This window comes from Roseburia sp. AF20-18LB, from assembly GCF_003461185.1.
Taxonomy (GTDB): Bacteria; Bacillota; Clostridia; order Lachnospirales; family Lachnospiraceae; genus Roseburia_C; species Roseburia_C amylophila.
In genome coordinates, this window is the sequence record NZ_QTWP01000001.1 from 238,054 (window position 1) to 253,428 (window position 15,375).

The 15,375-nt window shown below is 40.4% G+C and carries 18 protein-coding genes; 1 reads left to right on the top strand and 17 read right to left on the bottom strand.

The window, feature by feature from the left end; translation table 11 throughout:
* Nucleotides 1–22: 22 nt before the first annotated feature.
* The 10 genes from DWX65_RS01195 to proB all read right to left on the bottom strand — a co-directional run bounded on the left by DWX65_RS01195 (nt 23) and on the right by proB (nt 7,489).
* Nucleotides 23–538, bottom strand: a complete 516-nt coding sequence (locus DWX65_RS01195; RefSeq protein ID WP_118172611.1) for a cell division protein ZapA — start codon at nt 536–538, stop codon at nt 23–25.
* A gap of 95 nt (nt 539–633) precedes the next feature.
* On the bottom strand, nt 634–1,626 hold the full coding sequence (gene ruvB, locus DWX65_RS01200; RefSeq protein WP_022243755.1) for a Holliday junction branch migration DNA helicase RuvB: 993 nt from the start codon (nt 1,624–1,626) through the stop codon (nt 634–636).
* 12 nt (nt 1,627–1,638) lie between these two features.
* Nucleotides 1,639–2,256 carry a Holliday junction branch migration protein RuvA gene (gene ruvA, locus DWX65_RS01205; protein WP_117841022.1) on the bottom strand — a complete coding sequence of 206 codons (618 nt, stop codon included), beginning with the start codon at nt 2,254–2,256 and terminating at the stop codon, nt 1,639–1,641.
* On the bottom strand, nt 2,220–2,729 hold the full coding sequence (locus DWX65_RS01210; protein WP_117841021.1) for a Gx transporter family protein: 510 nt from the start codon (nt 2,727–2,729) through the stop codon (nt 2,220–2,222). The genes ruvA and DWX65_RS01210 overlap by 37 nt, the downstream gene beginning before the upstream one ends.
* An 8-nt stretch (nt 2,730–2,737) precedes the next feature.
* Nucleotides 2,738–3,115, bottom strand: a complete 378-nt coding sequence (locus DWX65_RS01215; protein ID WP_118172612.1) for a NusG domain II-containing protein — start codon at nt 3,113–3,115, stop codon at nt 2,738–2,740.
* Nucleotides 3,116–4,555 (bottom strand): tRNA (N6-isopentenyl adenosine(37)-C2)-methylthiotransferase MiaB, encoded by a 1,440-nt coding sequence (miaB, locus tag DWX65_RS01220; RefSeq protein ID WP_118172900.1) that lies wholly within the window; start codon nt 4,553–4,555, stop codon nt 3,116–3,118.
* A gap of 31 nt (nt 4,556–4,586) precedes the next feature.
* Nucleotides 4,587–5,831, bottom strand: coding sequence for a glutamate-5-semialdehyde dehydrogenase (locus DWX65_RS01225; protein WP_118172613.1), 1,245 nt, complete (start codon nt 5,829–5,831; stop codon nt 4,587–4,589).
* Nucleotides 5,832–5,843: 12 nt separating this feature from the next.
* Nucleotides 5,844–6,431 (bottom strand): 5-formyltetrahydrofolate cyclo-ligase, encoded by a 588-nt coding sequence (locus tag DWX65_RS01230; RefSeq protein ID WP_118172614.1) that lies wholly within the window; start codon nt 6,429–6,431, stop codon nt 5,844–5,846.
* Nucleotides 6,403–6,630: a DUF896 domain-containing protein gene (locus DWX65_RS01235; protein WP_022243748.1), complete on the bottom strand. Its 228-nt coding sequence runs from the start codon at nt 6,628–6,630 to the stop codon at nt 6,403–6,405. The genes DWX65_RS01230 and DWX65_RS01235 overlap by 29 nt, the downstream gene beginning before the upstream one ends.
* 4 nt (nt 6,631–6,634) lie before the next feature.
* A complete protein-coding gene (gene proB / locus DWX65_RS01240; protein WP_117698413.1) occupies nt 6,635–7,489 on the bottom strand; it encodes a glutamate 5-kinase in 855 nt (284 codons plus the stop codon).
* Nucleotides 7,490–7,662: 173 nt separating this feature from the next.
* On the opposite strand from proB, the gene DWX65_RS01245 reads away from it, so the two are divergent.
* The gene (locus DWX65_RS01245; protein WP_330414719.1) at nt 7,663–8,694 is read left to right on the top strand and encodes an FAD:protein FMN transferase; all 1,032 of its coding nucleotides are present in this window, start codon (nt 7,663–7,665) and stop codon (nt 8,692–8,694) included.
* 8 nt (nt 8,695–8,702) lie between these two features.
* Here the strand turns inward: DWX65_RS01245 and DWX65_RS01250 are convergent, their stop codons facing one another.
* The 7 genes from DWX65_RS01250 to rsxC all read right to left on the bottom strand — a co-directional run bounded on the left by DWX65_RS01250 (nt 8,703) and on the right by rsxC (nt 15,198).
* A complete protein-coding gene (locus DWX65_RS01250; RefSeq protein WP_118172615.1) occupies nt 8,703–10,100 on the bottom strand; it encodes an MATE family efflux transporter in 1,398 nt (465 codons plus the stop codon).
* A gap of 82 nt (nt 10,101–10,182) precedes the next feature.
* Nucleotides 10,183–10,974 (bottom strand): RnfABCDGE type electron transport complex subunit B, encoded by a 792-nt coding sequence (locus tag DWX65_RS01255; RefSeq protein WP_117698415.1) that lies wholly within the window; start codon nt 10,972–10,974, stop codon nt 10,183–10,185.
* 13 nt (nt 10,975–10,987) lie between these two features.
* Nucleotides 10,988–11,563 carry an electron transport complex subunit RsxA gene (rsxA, locus tag DWX65_RS01260; RefSeq protein WP_022243743.1) on the bottom strand — a complete coding sequence of 192 codons (576 nt, stop codon included), beginning with the start codon at nt 11,561–11,563 and terminating at the stop codon, nt 10,988–10,990.
* A gap of 14 nt (nt 11,564–11,577) precedes the next feature.
* The gene (rsxE, locus tag DWX65_RS01265; protein ID WP_022243742.1) at nt 11,578–12,300 is read right to left on the bottom strand and encodes an electron transport complex subunit RsxE; all 723 of its coding nucleotides are present in this window, start codon (nt 12,298–12,300) and stop codon (nt 11,578–11,580) included.
* Nucleotides 12,300–12,908 carry an RnfABCDGE type electron transport complex subunit G gene (locus tag DWX65_RS01270; RefSeq protein WP_118172616.1) on the bottom strand — a complete coding sequence of 203 codons (609 nt, stop codon included), beginning with the start codon at nt 12,906–12,908 and terminating at the stop codon, nt 12,300–12,302. The genes rsxE and DWX65_RS01270 overlap by 1 nt, the downstream gene beginning before the upstream one ends.
* Nucleotides 12,901–13,848 carry an RnfABCDGE type electron transport complex subunit D gene (locus tag DWX65_RS01275; RefSeq protein WP_118172617.1) on the bottom strand — a complete coding sequence of 316 codons (948 nt, stop codon included), beginning with the start codon at nt 13,846–13,848 and terminating at the stop codon, nt 12,901–12,903. Before DWX65_RS01275 ends, DWX65_RS01270 begins: the two co-directional genes overlap by 8 nt.
* A 21-nt stretch (nt 13,849–13,869) precedes the next feature.
* A complete protein-coding gene (rsxC, locus tag DWX65_RS01280) occupies nt 13,870–15,198 on the bottom strand; it encodes an electron transport complex subunit RsxC (RefSeq protein WP_117841014.1) in 1,329 nt (442 codons plus the stop codon).
* Nucleotides 15,199–15,375: the final 177 nt, after the last annotated feature.

Sequence of the window (15,375 nt, forward strand, 5' to 3'; positions counted from 1 at the left end):
CTTTCATAGTTTTTATTCTCTATTACACTTTCTTTCCGGAAGGCTTTTCCTCTTTCTTTTCTTCCGTATGGTCTGTTTTCTTTTCCTCTGGTTTTTCAGTTTTTTCCGGTTTTTCAAGTTTATCTACTTTACCAAGTAAAGCATCTTCTAAGGTTGCTTCTAATCTGGTCTTATTTAAAAGCAGCTCTTTATTTTCTTTTTCCAGATCCTTTAATGACTTGGCATCACTTTCCATGCGGATCTGGTTGGAAATCAGTTCATGCTTTAAATCATAGATTTCACGGTCTTTTACCTCTAAATCCTGCTCTAATTTTTCAACCTGATTTTTCGCTTTGAAGTAATCATCTGCAATGTTCAATGCCAGCAATGTGGAACGCATATCACTTGGAATTCTCTTATATTCATCCAGCATTTTAAATTCTGCAATCTTATCATTGATATAAGTTGCTACCTTCTGTAAATACTCCTGACTCTCATATCCACTTAAAGTATATACTTTTCCATCAATAATCACTTCTGTATTATTTTTTGCTGCCATTTTCATTTCCTCTCTGCGTATCTGCCTAAAAATATTCTCTGACTACTACATATAGCATATTATAGCTATAAATCTGTCGAAAAACAACTATTTTCTTAGCCCTCTATTCCAAAGTGATGATATGCAAATTCTGTTGCGACCCTTCCCTTTGGTGTCCGGTTGATAAATCCATTCTTTACAAGATATGGTTCATAAACATCCTCTATGGTTCCGGCATCTTCCCCAATCGCTGCCGCAAGGGTATCCAGCCCTACCGGACCACCCTGGAATTTTTCAATAATCGTAAGCAAAATGTTCCTGTCATTCTGGTCTAATCCCATCTTGTCTACTTCCAGTAAATCCAGTGCAAAGGATGCTACTTCTTTGGTAATTTCACCATTGTACTGCACCTGTGCAAAATCACGCACCCTCTTTAAAAGGCGGTTGGCAAGACGCGGCGTTCCTCTGGAACGGCGTGCCAATTCGATTGCACCTTCCTCATCAATCTTTACCTCTAACTTTTTTGCGGAATGGACAATAATTGTCTTAAGCTCCTCCACATTATAAAATTCAAGATGATGAACCACTCCAAAACGGTCTCTTAAGGGTGCCGATAAAAGTCCGGCTCTGGTAGTGGCACCAACCAGCGTAAAATGCGGTAAATCAAGGCGGATTGAACGGGCAGTTGCGCCTTTTCCCACCATAATGTCAATGACATAATCCTCCATGGCAGGATATAATACTTCCTCTACCTGCCGGTTCAGACGATGAATCTCATCTACAAATAAAATGTCACCTTCTGCAAGATTACTTAAAATAGCTGCCATTTCTCCCGGCTTTCCAATTGCCGGACCGGAAGTGACTTTCATATGTACACCCATTTCATTGGCAATAATGCCGGCAAGAGTAGTCTTACCAAGTCCCGGAGGACCATAAAACAATACATGGTCTAAGGACTCTCCACGCTGTTTTGCAGCCTCTATATACACTTTAAGATTTGCTTTTGCTTTCTCCTGACCAATATATTCATCCAAGGTCATCGGACGCAGTGTTTTTTCGATTTTGATATCTTCATCCTGCATCTGCGTTGAAATTACACGTTTTTCCATTTTCTGCTCCTCTTATAAGAATGCCATCTGCTTCAATGCCAGTTTTAAAATATCTTCTACCGAACTGTCTTCCGTAATTTCAATATCACGAAGAACCTTCAAAGCCTCTGTGGAAGAATAACCCAGTGAAACCAGTGCCTCTACTGCTTCATTGCGGATTCCTTTTAAGCCGTTACCAGAAACAGCTTCCTGTGTATGGCTTAATTTCTGTTCAAAGGCATCCTCTAAACTAAGCTTGTCTTTTAATTCTATAATCAACCGCTGTGCCGTCTTATTTCCAACACCTGGAGCTTTTGCAATTGCTTTTGCATCATCAGACAATACTGCAAAACGCAAATCATCCGTTGACATGACAGAAAGAATTGCCAGTGCACCCTTTGGTCCGATTCCGGATACACCAATCAGCAATTTAAATACATTCAAATCATCTCTGGTAAGAAAGCCATATAAAATAAATGCATCCTCTCTGACACAAAGATAAGTATAGATTTTTACTTCTTCGCCAACTCCCGGTAGCAGAGATAATACCTGTCCCGGAATATAAATATTATAGCCGATTCCGCCATTTTCAACGACAATATGATTCTCTGCCACTATTTCGGATAATTCGCCTTTGATATATGAATACATAATCTTCCTCCTACTTCCTTTGCCACAATTCCAATCAGGGCACCCGTCACAAAGCCTGCAATCAATAAAACCGGCATATAGTAAATGACATGGTATGAACTTACCAGAAATCCTGCTACGATAAGCTGACCCATATTATGTATGATTCCGCCACAGATACTGACTGTAACTACATGAAAACGGTTTATCCGAATCAGAATAAACATAAGTACAAAGCTTAATAATCCGCCGGCAAGTCCATAACAGATGCTGACCAAATTTCCAAATAAAATTCCGGTAAGCACAATACGAAGCACCGATACACAAAGAGCCTCTCTCCAGCCAATCAGATACAGCATCAACACCGTAACAAGGTTGGCAAGTCCAAGCTTTACTCCCGGTATTCCAATGGCAAAGGGCAATATTGCTTCCACATAACTTAATATCATGGCCAGTGCCAAAAACACGCCAAGATATGCTACACTTTTCTTCATGCTTTCACCTACCCTGCCACATCATCCAATGTATTTTTCTGCTCACTTTCTACGGTTACTACAACCCGGTTTGGCAGACAGATAATGGATTCTTTATCTTTGGAAATTGCGTTCTGATGCATACACAACTGATCCGGGCAGTCCGCCTCAAGCATATAGGCAGTCCCATTTTCAATCGTTACGATATTGGTAACTTTTCCATCTATTTTAATTGGAATCTCTTTATTTTCTGACAGGGAATATCTGCCATATTCACTGCCATTTACCGTAATGATAATACTGTCACCGCTTTGTAATGCAGAGGTCATTCCTACATAGAAAACTAAAATAACTACTGCAAGCATTCCCAGCAACAGGATATCATTTTTTCCAAAACGACGGTTCATTTACTCTGCAACCTCTCCCATATAATAAAAGCCTTTGCATTCTTTTAAATGTACCGGTACGATGGTTCCAATCATGGATGCATCACCCGGCAGATGTACCACTGAGTTATTGGATAATCTTCCGGTCACAAGACCTTCCTGCTGTTCATCTAATTCTTCAACTAATACATCCTGCACGCTTCCGGTTAATGCTCCGGCTTTCTTTGCGGAAATCTCCTGTACCAGTTTTAACAGCCGGTCAAAACGGTCTTTTATCACATCTTCCGGAATCTGATTTTCCATTTTGGCAGCAGGCGTTCCGGTACGTTTTGAATAAATAAACGTAAACGCGCTGTCATACTCTACCTGTCTTACCACATCCATGGTCTCTAAGAAATCTTCTTCGGTTTCTCCCGGGAATCCTACAATAATGTCGGTTGTAATTGCCAGATCCGGCATTGCTTTTTTGATTTTTTCAACCAGTGCAAGATAATGCTCCTTGTCATAGTGACGGTTCATTTCTTTTAACACTCTGCTGCTGCCGGACTGAAGCGGCAGATGAAGATGTCTGCAGATTTTCTTGGAATTCTTCATTACTTCAATCAGTTCATCGGATAAATCCTTTGGATGGGATGTCATGAACCGGATTCTTTCCAGACCTTCAATCTTTTCTACTTCCTGTAAGAGCTGTGCAAAGGTCACTGGTGTATCTAAGTTCTTTCCATAGGAATTGACATTCTGTCCTAAGAGCATAACTTCTACTACACCATCTGCTACCAATTTTTCAATTTCTCTTATGATATCCTGCGGTTTTCTGCTGCGTTCTCTTCCTCTTACATATGGCACAATACAGTAACTGCAGAAATTATTGCAGCCAAACATAATATTAACACCGGACTTAAAGCTGTATTTCCGCTCTACCGGAAGTTCTTCTACAATTTCTTTCGTATCATCCCAGATGTCAATCACCATTTTCTGCTCTTCAAAGCAGCGTACCAGAAGTTCTGCAAATTTAAAGATATTATGGGTTCCGAAAATCAGGTCTACAAAACGATAGCTCTGTTTTAATTTTTCCACAACCTCCGGTTCCTGCATCATACAGCCGCATAATGCAATCATCATATCTTTATTCTTTTTCTTAAAACCGCTTAAATATCCCAGACGTCCGTAAACCTTATTGTTGGCATTTTCACGTACGGTACAGGTATTATAAATGACAAAATCTGCTTCCTCGGAATCGGTCTCTTCAAAACCTACGGTCTCTAAAATTCCGCATAACTTTTCGGAATCTCTGGCATTCATCTGGCACCCAAAAGTTGTCACATGAAAGGTAAGCGGTCTGCCTTTCTTCCTGGAAATCTGCGTCACATACTGCTTTGCAAGGTCCATAAAATAAAATTGTCTCTGCGGTTCCATTACCGGAACTTCACCGGTGTGATTTATCTTTTCTATTTCTCTCATTTCTTTTCCTGTTTTCTTAATATTTTTCTTATTATTCTCTGATCTGGCCATCCCCATAAATGATATATTTGGTGGTCGTCAGTGCTTCTAAGCCCATCGGTCCTCTGGCATGCAGCTTCTGGGTACTGATTCCGATTTCTGCCCCAAAGCCAAACTCAAATCCGTCGGTAAAACGTGTGGATGCATTCACATAAACAGCAGCAGCATCAATCTCATTTAAGAACTTCTGCGCATGCTCATAATTATTGGTAATGATTGCTTCCGAATGTCCGGTATTATATTTATTGATATGTGTAATGGCTTCATCAATATCTGAAACTGTCTTTGCAGAAATAATATAATCCAAATATTCGGTGCCCCAGTCTTTTTCTGTTGCAGCCACTGCATCTTTTGTAGCTTTCTGAACCCGCTCATCCCCACGGATTTCTACATGGCTTTCGGATAATTTTGCAGAAAGGCGTGGCATCAGTTCATCTACGATGCTCTCATGCAGCACTAAAGATTCACAGGCATTGCATACACCGATGCGCTGTGTTTTGGCATTATTAATGATATTCACCGCCATATCAAGGTCTGCGGTTTCATCCACATAAATGTGGCAGTTACCGGTACCGGTCTCAATCACCGGAATTGTAGCATTTGCTACCACAGCACGAATCAGTCCTGAGCCACCTCTTGGAATCAGTACATCCACATACTCATTCATTTTCATAAATGCAGTAGCAGTTTCCCGGCTGGTATCTTCGATTAAAGAAAGCACTCCTTCCGGCAGCTGGTTATTACTTAAAGTTTCATTGATGCTCTTTACGATTGCCATATTGGAATGAATGGCATCACTTCCACCTTTTAAAATCACGGTATTTCCAGTTTTAAAGCACAAAGCAAAGGCATCTGCTGTTACATTTGGACGTGATTCATAAATAATTCCAATGACACCTAATGGTACACGCTTCTTTCCAATCATAAGTCCATTCGGGCGCTGTTTCATGGAAAGGACTTCTCCTACCGGATCTTCTAATTCTGCTACCTGGCGGATTCCTTCTGCCATCTGTGCAATACGCTCTTTATTTAACATCAGACGGTCTAAAAGTCCCTGATGCATTCCGGCTTCTCTTCCTACATCCATATCCTTCTGGTTTGCTGCTAAAATAGCATCGCTATCTTCTACTAAATGTTCTGCAACTTCAAGCAAAATCTTTTCTTTTTCTTTCATGCCCATATTCCGCATGATGACTTCTGCTGCTTTTGCTCTCTTACCTAATTCCTGTAATTCCATATTTTCCTCCTTCTACTTATTTTCGTCTCTGTTATCCGTTACTTTATAAATCTTCTCCGGTGTTACAAGATAATCCATCGGAATATCATGGGTCTCCATGGGCACCTGCCCAGCCAACTGACAGGATAATGCAATTCCAACCCGGATTACTTTCTTATATTTCTGAAAAAAACGATCATAAAAGCCCTTACCATATCCGCTTCTTCCACCGTTAATATCAAAGACCAGTCCCGGTGTGAATACAATTGTTTTCTCCTGCTCAAGTTCTACTAAATCTATCGCCGGTATCTCATCCTTTGGCTCCATCACATGAAAATACCCTTCCTGAAAATCATCTGTACTATTGACTTCACAAAAGTCCATTTCTTCTCCACGCACCCGGGGGAAAGCTGCTCTTTTTTGAATGCTTTCTTTAAAAAGCGGCAATAAAGAAGCTTCTTTCCCAAGGGGATAATAAAAGAAACAATTTTGTGCTTTCTGAAAGATTTCCCAGGTACTGATATTCTGACAAATCCTTTGGGATTCTTCTCTTACAATATTATCCGGCATTGCATTTCGCAGTGTCTTATACTTAGTTCTGATGCTTGCCTTTGTTTCCATATTTTTCTCCCAGATTGGTTACCGTTCCATCTGCATTTACCATATCAATATTATCTAACTGTCCCTTCAGATTCCGCTTTACACTTGCTATGTATTCCTTGCGAAGTGCTGCCTGTTCTTCCTTTTCTTCCGGTGTCAGTCCTTCTTTCTGGGATTTATGATATAATTCATTGATTCTTGCTATTATATTTTCAATCATCTTTTTACTCCATGCTTTCTTCTACATAATCTGCAATATAGAAATCATCATTTTTATTGGCTTTGAAAAAGGTTCCCACCTGTTTTCCTTCGAAAATCTGATGCAGAACTCCCACATCCTTTGCATTGGCAATAATCATATCTGCTCCGGATAAGGTTGCAATCCTTGCTGCCGTTAATTTGGTGGTCATTCCACCGGTACCAACATCACTACCTACTGTATCTCCTGCCATGTTTTCAATCCGATTATCAATTTTTTCTACTACCGGTATCAATTCGGCTTTTGGATTCTTTCTCGGATCATCCGTATACAACCCGTCAATATCAGATAAAAGAATCAACAAATCTGCTCCTACCAATGAGGCTACAATAGCCGACAGGGAATCGTTATCACCAAACTGCATTTCATAAGTAGATACGGTATCATTTTCATTTACAATTGGTATAATTCCCATTTCAAACAATTCTTCAAAAGTATTCTGGGCATTTTTTCTCGACACGTTATCAACCATAGTTTTTTTTGTCATAAGAACCTGTCCCACATTCTGGTGGTACTCTGAAAAAAGCTTTTGATAAGTCATCATAAGTCTCGCCTGTCCCACTGCCGCACATGCCTGTTTTACAGCTATTTTCTCCGGTCTTTCTTTGAATCCCATGGACTGTCTTCCTACTGCAATAGCCCCGGAGCTGACCAGACATACATCCATGCCCTGATTCTTAATATCACATAATTCTCTTACCAAACGTTCCAGTTTTAAAAGATTTAATTTTCCGGTCTCTTCATGTAAAAGAGATGAAGAACCGATTTTTACAATTACACGCTTCTTATTCTTTAATGTTTCACGCAACTGTGTATCCATTTTTCCGCCTCTTAATCATCTACGGCATATTCACTATCTGAATGCCGGTTATAATTTTTATTAATATGCATACATTTTATACTTTATCATACCTTTCGAAAAAAATCATCTGTAAATTTTATCTTCCTTGTGCTATGCTTGTGCTATATGATTTTAAAAGAACCGGAGTATACATGATGAAAACAAAAAAGATGATATTTTCTTATAAATTAACCTGCAGTTTACTTGCTTTCTTTCTCTTCTTCTGCTCCTTCTCCTTCGTGGGATGCGGACGCAGCAAAGAACCTGTTTCCAAATCTGATTTTTATTTTAATACAGTCATTACCATTACACTATATGGAGAAGAAAATGCTTCTTATATTGATGACTGCTTCAAGCTTGCTTCCCATTATGAGAACCTTTTCAGCAATACCATCGCAGACAGCGATATCAGTAAAATAAACAATGCCGGCGGCACACCGGTTACTGTGGATGATGATACGATTGAATTATTACAAAAAGGTATTTATTATGGTGATTTAAGCCTGGGACAGTTTGATATCACCATTGGTAAATTGTCTTCCCTCTGGGACTTTCCAAATAACAGCGGTACGGTTCCATCTGAATCTGATATTGAAGCCACACTTTCCACCATCGACTATCATGCGATTGTTATTAATGGAAACGAAGTTAGTCTTTCCAATCCGGATGCCATGATTGACTTGGGAGGCATCGCCAAAGGTTATATTGCTGATAAAATGAAAGATTATTTAAATGAAAAAGACATTACCTCCGGCATGATTAACCTTGGAGGCAATGTCCTTACGCTGGGTGATAAACCAGATGGAAGCAACTATAATATCGGTATCCAGAAACCATTTTCCGATGACGGCACTGCCATTGCCAGTGTTGAAGTCTCTGATGAAACGGTAGTAAGTTCCGGTGTTTATGAACGTTATTTCTATGTGGGTGATAACTTCTATCACCACATTTTAAATCCGAAAACCGGTTATCCTTATGACAATAACCTGCTGGGTGTCACCATTATCTGTCCGAAATCCGTAGATGGTGACGGACTTTCCACCACCTGTTTTGCTTTAGGATTAGAGGACGGCATGAAGCTGATAGAATCCTTGGATGACACGGAAGCCATTTTTATCACCGACGATTACGAACTTCATACCACTTCCGGCATCGGCAGCAATATTCCATTTCATGAAATGTAAACATAATCCTATTGCTGCTCCATAACCATATTGTTGACCCAGATTTTCTTCTTTACCATAACATATCCGATGATGCATTTTATAATCTCTATCAACTGACAGGATAAATAAATAGATACGATTGGAACTCCTGTAAATCTGGTTAACACAAATGCCAGTGGAATATCTACCACCCAGATATAGACACTGTCAAAAAGAAAGGTAATGACTGTCCTGCCACCGGAACGCAGTGTGAAATAGGTTGCATGCATAAATCCATATAACGGCATGCAGGCTGATGCAATCCGGATAAATTGTTTTGCCAGTCCACGTACTTCTTCTGTCGTATTGTATATTCTTGGAAAGAACGGAGCAATCGCAAACATGCAGGCTCCTATAACAAAACAACAAAATACAGAAAATACAATCATCTTGCGGTCCGTATCCACCGCCTCTTCCAATTTACCAGCACCAAGCTGCTGTCCTACAATGATGGATATCGCACTTCCCAACGCAATAAATACAACATTAAAAAGATTGGCTACTGTATTTGATATATTAAATCCAGCTACAACAGCAAGACCTCTTGTGGAATAACACTGCATCAGGACTGCCATTCCTCCAGCCCATAAAGTCTCATTTAAAAGCAATGGTGTTCCTTTTATGATAATCTGTCGTACCAGTGTTCCCGGTATTTTAAAATCACGGTAAGCTCCTACAATAAAATGATTCTTATCTGCTCTCGCATGGGTCCACAAGACAACAATAACGCATTCCACAACTCTTGCCAATACGGTTGCTGCCGCTGCACCTCTTACTCCTAATGCAGGCAGTCCAAATGCACCAAATATTAATACATAGTCAAACATCAGATTTACTGCTACAGAAGCAATTCCAGCTTTCATCGGAAGAACCGTTTCTCCTGTTTCACGTAATGTCTGGGCATATGCCTGAATCAATGCAAAAGGAACCATGGATGGCATTACCGTCTGTAAATACTGTTTTGCATACAATAATGTAGTTTCAATATCTCCCGTGCTTCCTCCTTCATGCAAAAACAGCCGAATTAACGGTTCATTTGCAAAGCCCAATATCAGCATCCATATGACTGCTAAGAAACCACAGACTACAATTTTAAAACGGAAGGCATCCCGCACTCCTTTATGGTCCCCTTTTCCATAAAACTGTGCCCCAAAAATGCCTGCACCGGATACTGCTCCAAAAATACAGATATTGTAAACCAGCATCAACTGATTGATGATTGCGACACCGGACATCTGCTCCGTTCCAACCAGTCCTACCATGATATTGTCCAAAAGACTCACAAAGTTAGTGATGGCATTCTGTATCATAATTGGAATAGCTACCAGCAGAACCATTTTATAAAAATCTTTATTTCCAATATACTTTTCTCTAAATTTTCTCATATCCAATCCTCATATAACATCAACTACGCAAAACGGGACTGCCAAATCAATGACAATCCCGTTCTTTCTATCACAGAAACGATTATAAAATAATCTTCTTCGGACATTTCTCGGCACAAATGCCACATCCGGTACATTTCTCCTGGTCGATATAAGCCACATTATCTACGACATGAACTGCATCATTTGGACAGTTCTTCTCACAGAGATGACAGCCAATACAACCTACGGAGCAGGCTTTCATAACGTCTTTGCCTTTATCCTTGGAACTGCACTGTACCAGATGCTTTGCTTCATATGGTACCAGCTCAATCAAGTGCTTCGGACAGGCTGCAACACATTTTCCACATGCCTTACATACTTCCTTATCCACCTTTGCAATACCATCTACAACATGGATTGCATCAAACGGACATGCCTTTACACAGTTTCCAAAGCCAAGGCAGCCATAGCTACAGCTCTTTGCTCCGCCGCCCGGAATAAATGCCATAGCAGCACAATCTTCTACTCCGGTATATTCATAATCATGACCGGCTTTTTCACAGGTTCCTGCACATTTTACAAAGGCAACCTGCTTTGCGCCTTCTTCTGCAGCAACTCCCATGATTTCACCGACTTTTGCTGCAACCGGCGCACCACCAACAGGACATCCATTGACCGGGGCATCACCTTTTACAATAGCAGCTGCAAGACCGGAACATCCGGCATAACCACAACCACCACAGTTATTTCCAGGAAGAACACCAACAATTGCTTCTTCCCTTTCATCTACTTCTACTTTGAACTTTTCTCCGGAAACGCCGAGGAAAAATCCAATAAAAAGTCCTACGCCGCCTACAATAACGGCTGCAATAATAATTGCCTGTACACTCATCTTTTCTTTCCTCCTAAATCATTCCTGAGAAGCCCATAAATGCAATGGACATCAGACATGCTGTAATTAACACAATTGCTGTTCCTTTAAATGGCTTAGGGATATCATTATATTCAATTTTTTCACGAATTCCTGCCATAATTGTAATAGCAATAAAGAATCCAAATGCGGTTGCAAAACCGTTTACAACGCCCTCTAAGATACCATACTCTTTGGTTACGTTGGTAAGTGCTACACCTAATACTGCACAGTTGGTTGTAATCAAAGGAAGATACACTCCAAGGCTCTTATAAAGAGCAGGCATGGATTTCTTTAAGAACATTTCTACAAACTGTACCAGCGCTGCGATTACAAGGATAAATACAATCGTCTGTAAATACTGTGTTCCCGTCGGAATCAGTATAAACTTATAAATCAATGAGGTAACAAAGGAGGATATCGTTATGACAAAGATAACGGCTCCACCCATTCCAGCAGCGGTCTCTGTTTTCTTTGATACACCCAAGAAAGGACAGATACCAAGGAACTGGCTTAATACTACGTTATTTACAATGGCTGAACCAATTGCAATCAATAATAATGTCTGCATCTGTCATATTCCTCCTATTCACTTTTTTCCTCTGCATCTGCAGCTTTCTTCTCTTTTTCGCTGCAGGTTGCAGACATGCTGCATCCGGCACAGTCTCCACTGATACAGCCGGCAGGCTCTGCCAGTGGTTTGCCTTTTGCTTCCATCTTCTGACGAACAATACTCATTAAAGCAACTAAGAATGCCAGTACCAAGAATGCACCCGGTGCCATAACAAAGATATTGATTGGTGTATACCATTTCAGTGAAAGAATCTGGAATCCAAACAACTGTCCTGCACCTAAAATCTCACGGACAATACCGATACAGGTTAATCCGAAGGTAAATCCAAGTCCCATACCAACACCGTCTAAGATAGACAATACAGGTGGATTTTTAGATGCATAGCTTTCTGCTCGTCCAAGGATAATACAGTTAACAACAATAAGAGGGATATATACACCAAGCTGTTTAGCCAGTGCCGGTGTATAAGCCTTCATAATAAATTCTACAATGGTTACCAAAGATGCTACGATAACAATGTATGCCGGCATTCTGACACCATTTGGAATTGCTTTACGGAATAAGGAAATCAACAGGTTAGAGAAAATCAATACCACTGTTGTAGATAATCCCATTCCCAGTGCATTCATTGCTGATGTTGTTACTGCCAGTGTCGGACACATACCAAGCATCAGTACAAAGGTAGGATTTTCTTTAATCAATCCGTTATATACGCGTTCTAAATACTTATTCATTATTCAGCGCCTCCTTCCAATTCATTCTGGAAGTATATAATGCAGGCATTTACACCATTGGTCATTGCTTTTGATGTAATGGTTGCACCGGAAATTGCTTCAATCTCGTTATCAGCAGATGGTGCCTGTTTCACAACGGTAAAGCTGTCTACATTCTTATTCTTATACTGTTTGGAGAAGTCTTCTGTCTTTGCCTTGTCTCCAAGTCCAGGTGTCTCTGACATACTGGTAACGGAATAGCCGTTTACGGTTCCATCATTCTTTATGCCAACAGAAAATGTGATATTACCCTGGCTTCCGTCTTTAGCTGTTACAGTAATCACATAGCCTAATACATTGCCATCTTTATCTAATGCTTCCTGCACACCATTGATTTCATCACTGTAACCATTCTGCTCTAACAGGCTGGCTGCGGCTTCTGCATCAAAATCATAGGTGGAAAAAGAATCTGCATCTTCAAACACTGCCTTGTATGCAGCCTGTGCAGTTGCCTCTTCTGCCTTTGCAATCGGATCCTTGGTTATCTCATATACCAGTCCGAGAATAAATCCGATTACTACGGTAAATACGGTTAAAATCAACGCGTCATGTACAATCTTCTTATTCATGCTGCTTTGCCTCCTTTACCTGTCCAAAGGCCTTTGGAATTGTAATCTTTTCAATCATTGGAACCAGAAGGTTGCTTAAAATAATTGCAAAGGATACACCTTCTGCGTTTGCTCCAAAGATACGGAATAATCCGGTAAGAATACCTAAAAGAATTCCATATAAAATCTGTCCCTTCGGTGTGATCGGTGATGTTACATAGTCGGTTGCCATAAAGAATGCACCAAGCATTAATCCACCACCACAAAGCTCAGCAACGATATAGTCGATGTCAAAGCCATGTCCGCCGAACAGGCTGATAAATATTACAAATGTAATGATATAGGTTCCCGGAATCCGAAGTGTAATGACACCCATCAGGATTAAGAACATTGCTCCAATTAAGATAGCAATAGCGGATGTCTCTCCGATGGTTCCGGCGGTCTTACCAATTAACATATTCATGGTATTAACAGCTCCAACGCCCTGTTCTCTGATCAGAGCCAGTGGAGTTGCTCCTGAATATCCATCTACGGTAAAGTTTGTCATGTCTGCGGCAAATGCTATCAGTAAAAAGCATCTTGCACCCAGTGCCGGGTTCATAAAGTTCTGTCCCAGTCCGCCAAACATCATTTTAACAATAACGATTGCAAATACACTGCCGATTACAGCTTCCCACCATGGAAGGGATGCCGGCAGGTTTAATGCAAGTAACAGTCCGGTAACTACCGCACTTAAATCACTGACGGTATTCTTCTTATGTACAATCAGATTGAAAATCCACTCTGATGCAATACAGCTTGCAACAGATACCAAAATCAATACTGCTGCTTTATATCCAAAATTAACAATACCAAATATACTTGTTGGAAGCAGAGCTATAATTACATAAAGCATGATTCTGCTTGTTGTATCTTTGGCTCGTACATGTGGTGATGATGATACATGATATAACTCACTCACAATAGTCCACCTCTTTCTTTGTTATTTATTTTTTTTCTTTTCAGCAAGAACCTGTTTTTTCATTGTCTTAATAAGCTGTGCTAACGGACGTTTTGCCGGGCAGATAAAACTGCAGCTTCCACATTCCACGCACTCAAGACCGTGCCATTTTTCAAATCCTGCCATATCTCCATGCTCTGAGAATTTAGATAATCTGGATGGAACAATCTGTTCCGGACATGCTTCTACGCAACGGCCACAATTGATGCATGCTGTTGCATCTGCATCTGCTTCTGCCACTTCATCTTTGGTCATACAAAGGAGTGCTGAGGTAGTCTTGGTTGTCGGCACATCTAATCCGAACATGGAAAAGCCCATCATTGGTCCACCGGAAATAATTTTCTCCGGCTGCTCTTTAAATCCACCGGCAGCATCTAAAAGCTCCTGGAAACTGGTTCCGATTAAGAACTCAAAGTTACCCGGCTCTTCTACTGCATCACCAGTAACTGTAAAGATTCTGCTTGTAACAGGTTTTCCTTCTTTTACTGCATGGTATACGGCAACCATGGTTGCAACATTATCTACGATACATCCTGCATCTGCCGGAAGCATCTTGGAATTAATTGCACGTTTGGTTACTGCATAAATAAGCTGACGTTCACCACCCTGTGGATATTTTGTCATAAGAGGTGCGACCTCCATACGAGGCTCATCTTTCGTTAATTCTAATAATTTTGCGATACAATCCGGTTTATTATTCTCGACTGCAAATACACCCTTGGCATGTTCAAACATACTGAGAATGATACGCATGCCTTCTACCAGTTCTTCCGTGTGGTCTAACATGATGCGGTAATCAGATGTCAGATATGGTTCACACTCTGCACAGTTGGCAATAATATAGTCGATTTTTTCCGGTTCCTTCGGAGATAATTTTACGTGGGTTGGGAATCCTGCTCCACCCATACCAACAACTCCCGCTTCTTTTATACGGTTAATAATTTCTTCTTTGGAAAGAGCACTGACGTCTTCTACTGCCTGATACTCTACCTCCTTAAATTCACCATCGCTTTCAATTACAATGGAGTTCACCATATCACCTGTTGGAACTCTTCTTGGCTCAATTTTCTTAACAGTTCCGGATACGGACGCATGGATTGGTGCAGATACGAAGCCGCCTGCTTCTGCTATCTTCTGCCCTTTCAAAACGGAATCTCCTACCGCTACGATTGGTGTTGCCGGTGCTCCAATATGCTGCGATAACGGATATACCAGTTCACCTTTGGGTAATAATTCACGTATTGGCTTATCTTTTGATAAATCCTTTCCTTCGAAAGGATGGACGCCACCTTTAAATGTCATTAAACCCATCTTATGTGCCCCTCTTTCTATGATAGTATTGCACTGCATATGCAATGCGTTTAACATAAAATGTATTATAACACAAATTAGGATTTTTTGACACACTAAAAAGATTTTTTCTCAATATTTTTGTCGATTTTAAACAAGGAATGATTACTTTTTTCCAACATATCGTGTATAATAAAA

What these genes read in the sequence shown, in the direction of transcription:
- DWX65_RS01195 (WP_118172611.1), bottom strand. Translation starts at nt 538, where the DNA reads ATGGCAGCAAAAAATAATACAGAAGTGATTATTGATGGAAAAGTATAT.
- ruvB (WP_022243755.1), bottom strand. Translation starts at nt 1,626, where the DNA reads ATGGAAAAACGTGTAATTTCAACGCAGATGCAGGATGAAGATATCAAA.
- ruvA (WP_117841022.1), bottom strand. Translation starts at nt 2,256, where the DNA reads ATGTATTCATATATCAAAGGCGAATTATCCGAAATAGTGGCAGAGAAT.
- DWX65_RS01210 (WP_117841021.1), bottom strand. Translation starts at nt 2,729, where the DNA reads ATGAAGAAAAGTGTAGCATATCTTGGCGTGTTTTTGGCACTGGCCATG.
- DWX65_RS01215 (WP_118172612.1), bottom strand. Translation starts at nt 3,115, where the DNA reads ATGAACCGTCGTTTTGGAAAAAATGATATCCTGTTGCTGGGAATGCTT.
- miaB (WP_118172900.1), bottom strand. Translation starts at nt 4,555, where the DNA reads ATGAGAGAAATAGAAAAGATAAATCACACCGGTGAAGTTCCGGTAATG.
- DWX65_RS01225 (WP_118172613.1), bottom strand. Translation starts at nt 5,831, where the DNA reads ATGGAATTACAGGAATTAGGTAAGAGAGCAAAAGCAGCAGAAGTCATC.
- DWX65_RS01230 (WP_118172614.1), bottom strand. Translation starts at nt 6,431, where the DNA reads ATGGAAACAAAGGCAAGCATCAGAACTAAGTATAAGACACTGCGAAAT.
- DWX65_RS01235 (WP_022243748.1), bottom strand. Translation starts at nt 6,630, where the DNA reads ATGATTGAAAATATAATAGCAAGAATCAATGAATTATATCATAAATCC.
- proB (WP_117698413.1), bottom strand. Translation starts at nt 7,489, where the DNA reads ATGGATACACAGTTGCGTGAAACATTAAAGAATAAGAAGCGTGTAATT.
- DWX65_RS01245 (WP_330414719.1), top strand. Translation starts at nt 7,663, where the DNA reads ATGATGAAAACAAAAAAGATGATATTTTCTTATAAATTAACCTGCAGT.
- DWX65_RS01250 (WP_118172615.1), bottom strand. Translation starts at nt 10,100, where the DNA reads ATGAGAAAATTTAGAGAAAAGTATATTGGAAATAAAGATTTTTATAAA.
- DWX65_RS01255 (WP_117698415.1), bottom strand. Translation starts at nt 10,974, where the DNA reads ATGAGTGTACAGGCAATTATTATTGCAGCCGTTATTGTAGGCGGCGTA.
- rsxA (WP_022243743.1), bottom strand. Translation starts at nt 11,563, where the DNA reads ATGCAGACATTATTATTGATTGCAATTGGTTCAGCCATTGTAAATAAC.
- rsxE (WP_022243742.1), bottom strand. Translation starts at nt 12,300, where the DNA reads ATGAATAAGTATTTAGAACGCGTATATAACGGATTGATTAAAGAAAAT.
- DWX65_RS01270 (WP_118172616.1), bottom strand. Translation starts at nt 12,908, where the DNA reads ATGAATAAGAAGATTGTACATGACGCGTTGATTTTAACCGTATTTACC.
- rsxC (WP_117841014.1), bottom strand. Translation starts at nt 15,198, where the DNA reads ATGGGTTTAATGACATTTAAAGGTGGCGTCCATCCTTTCGAAGGAAAG.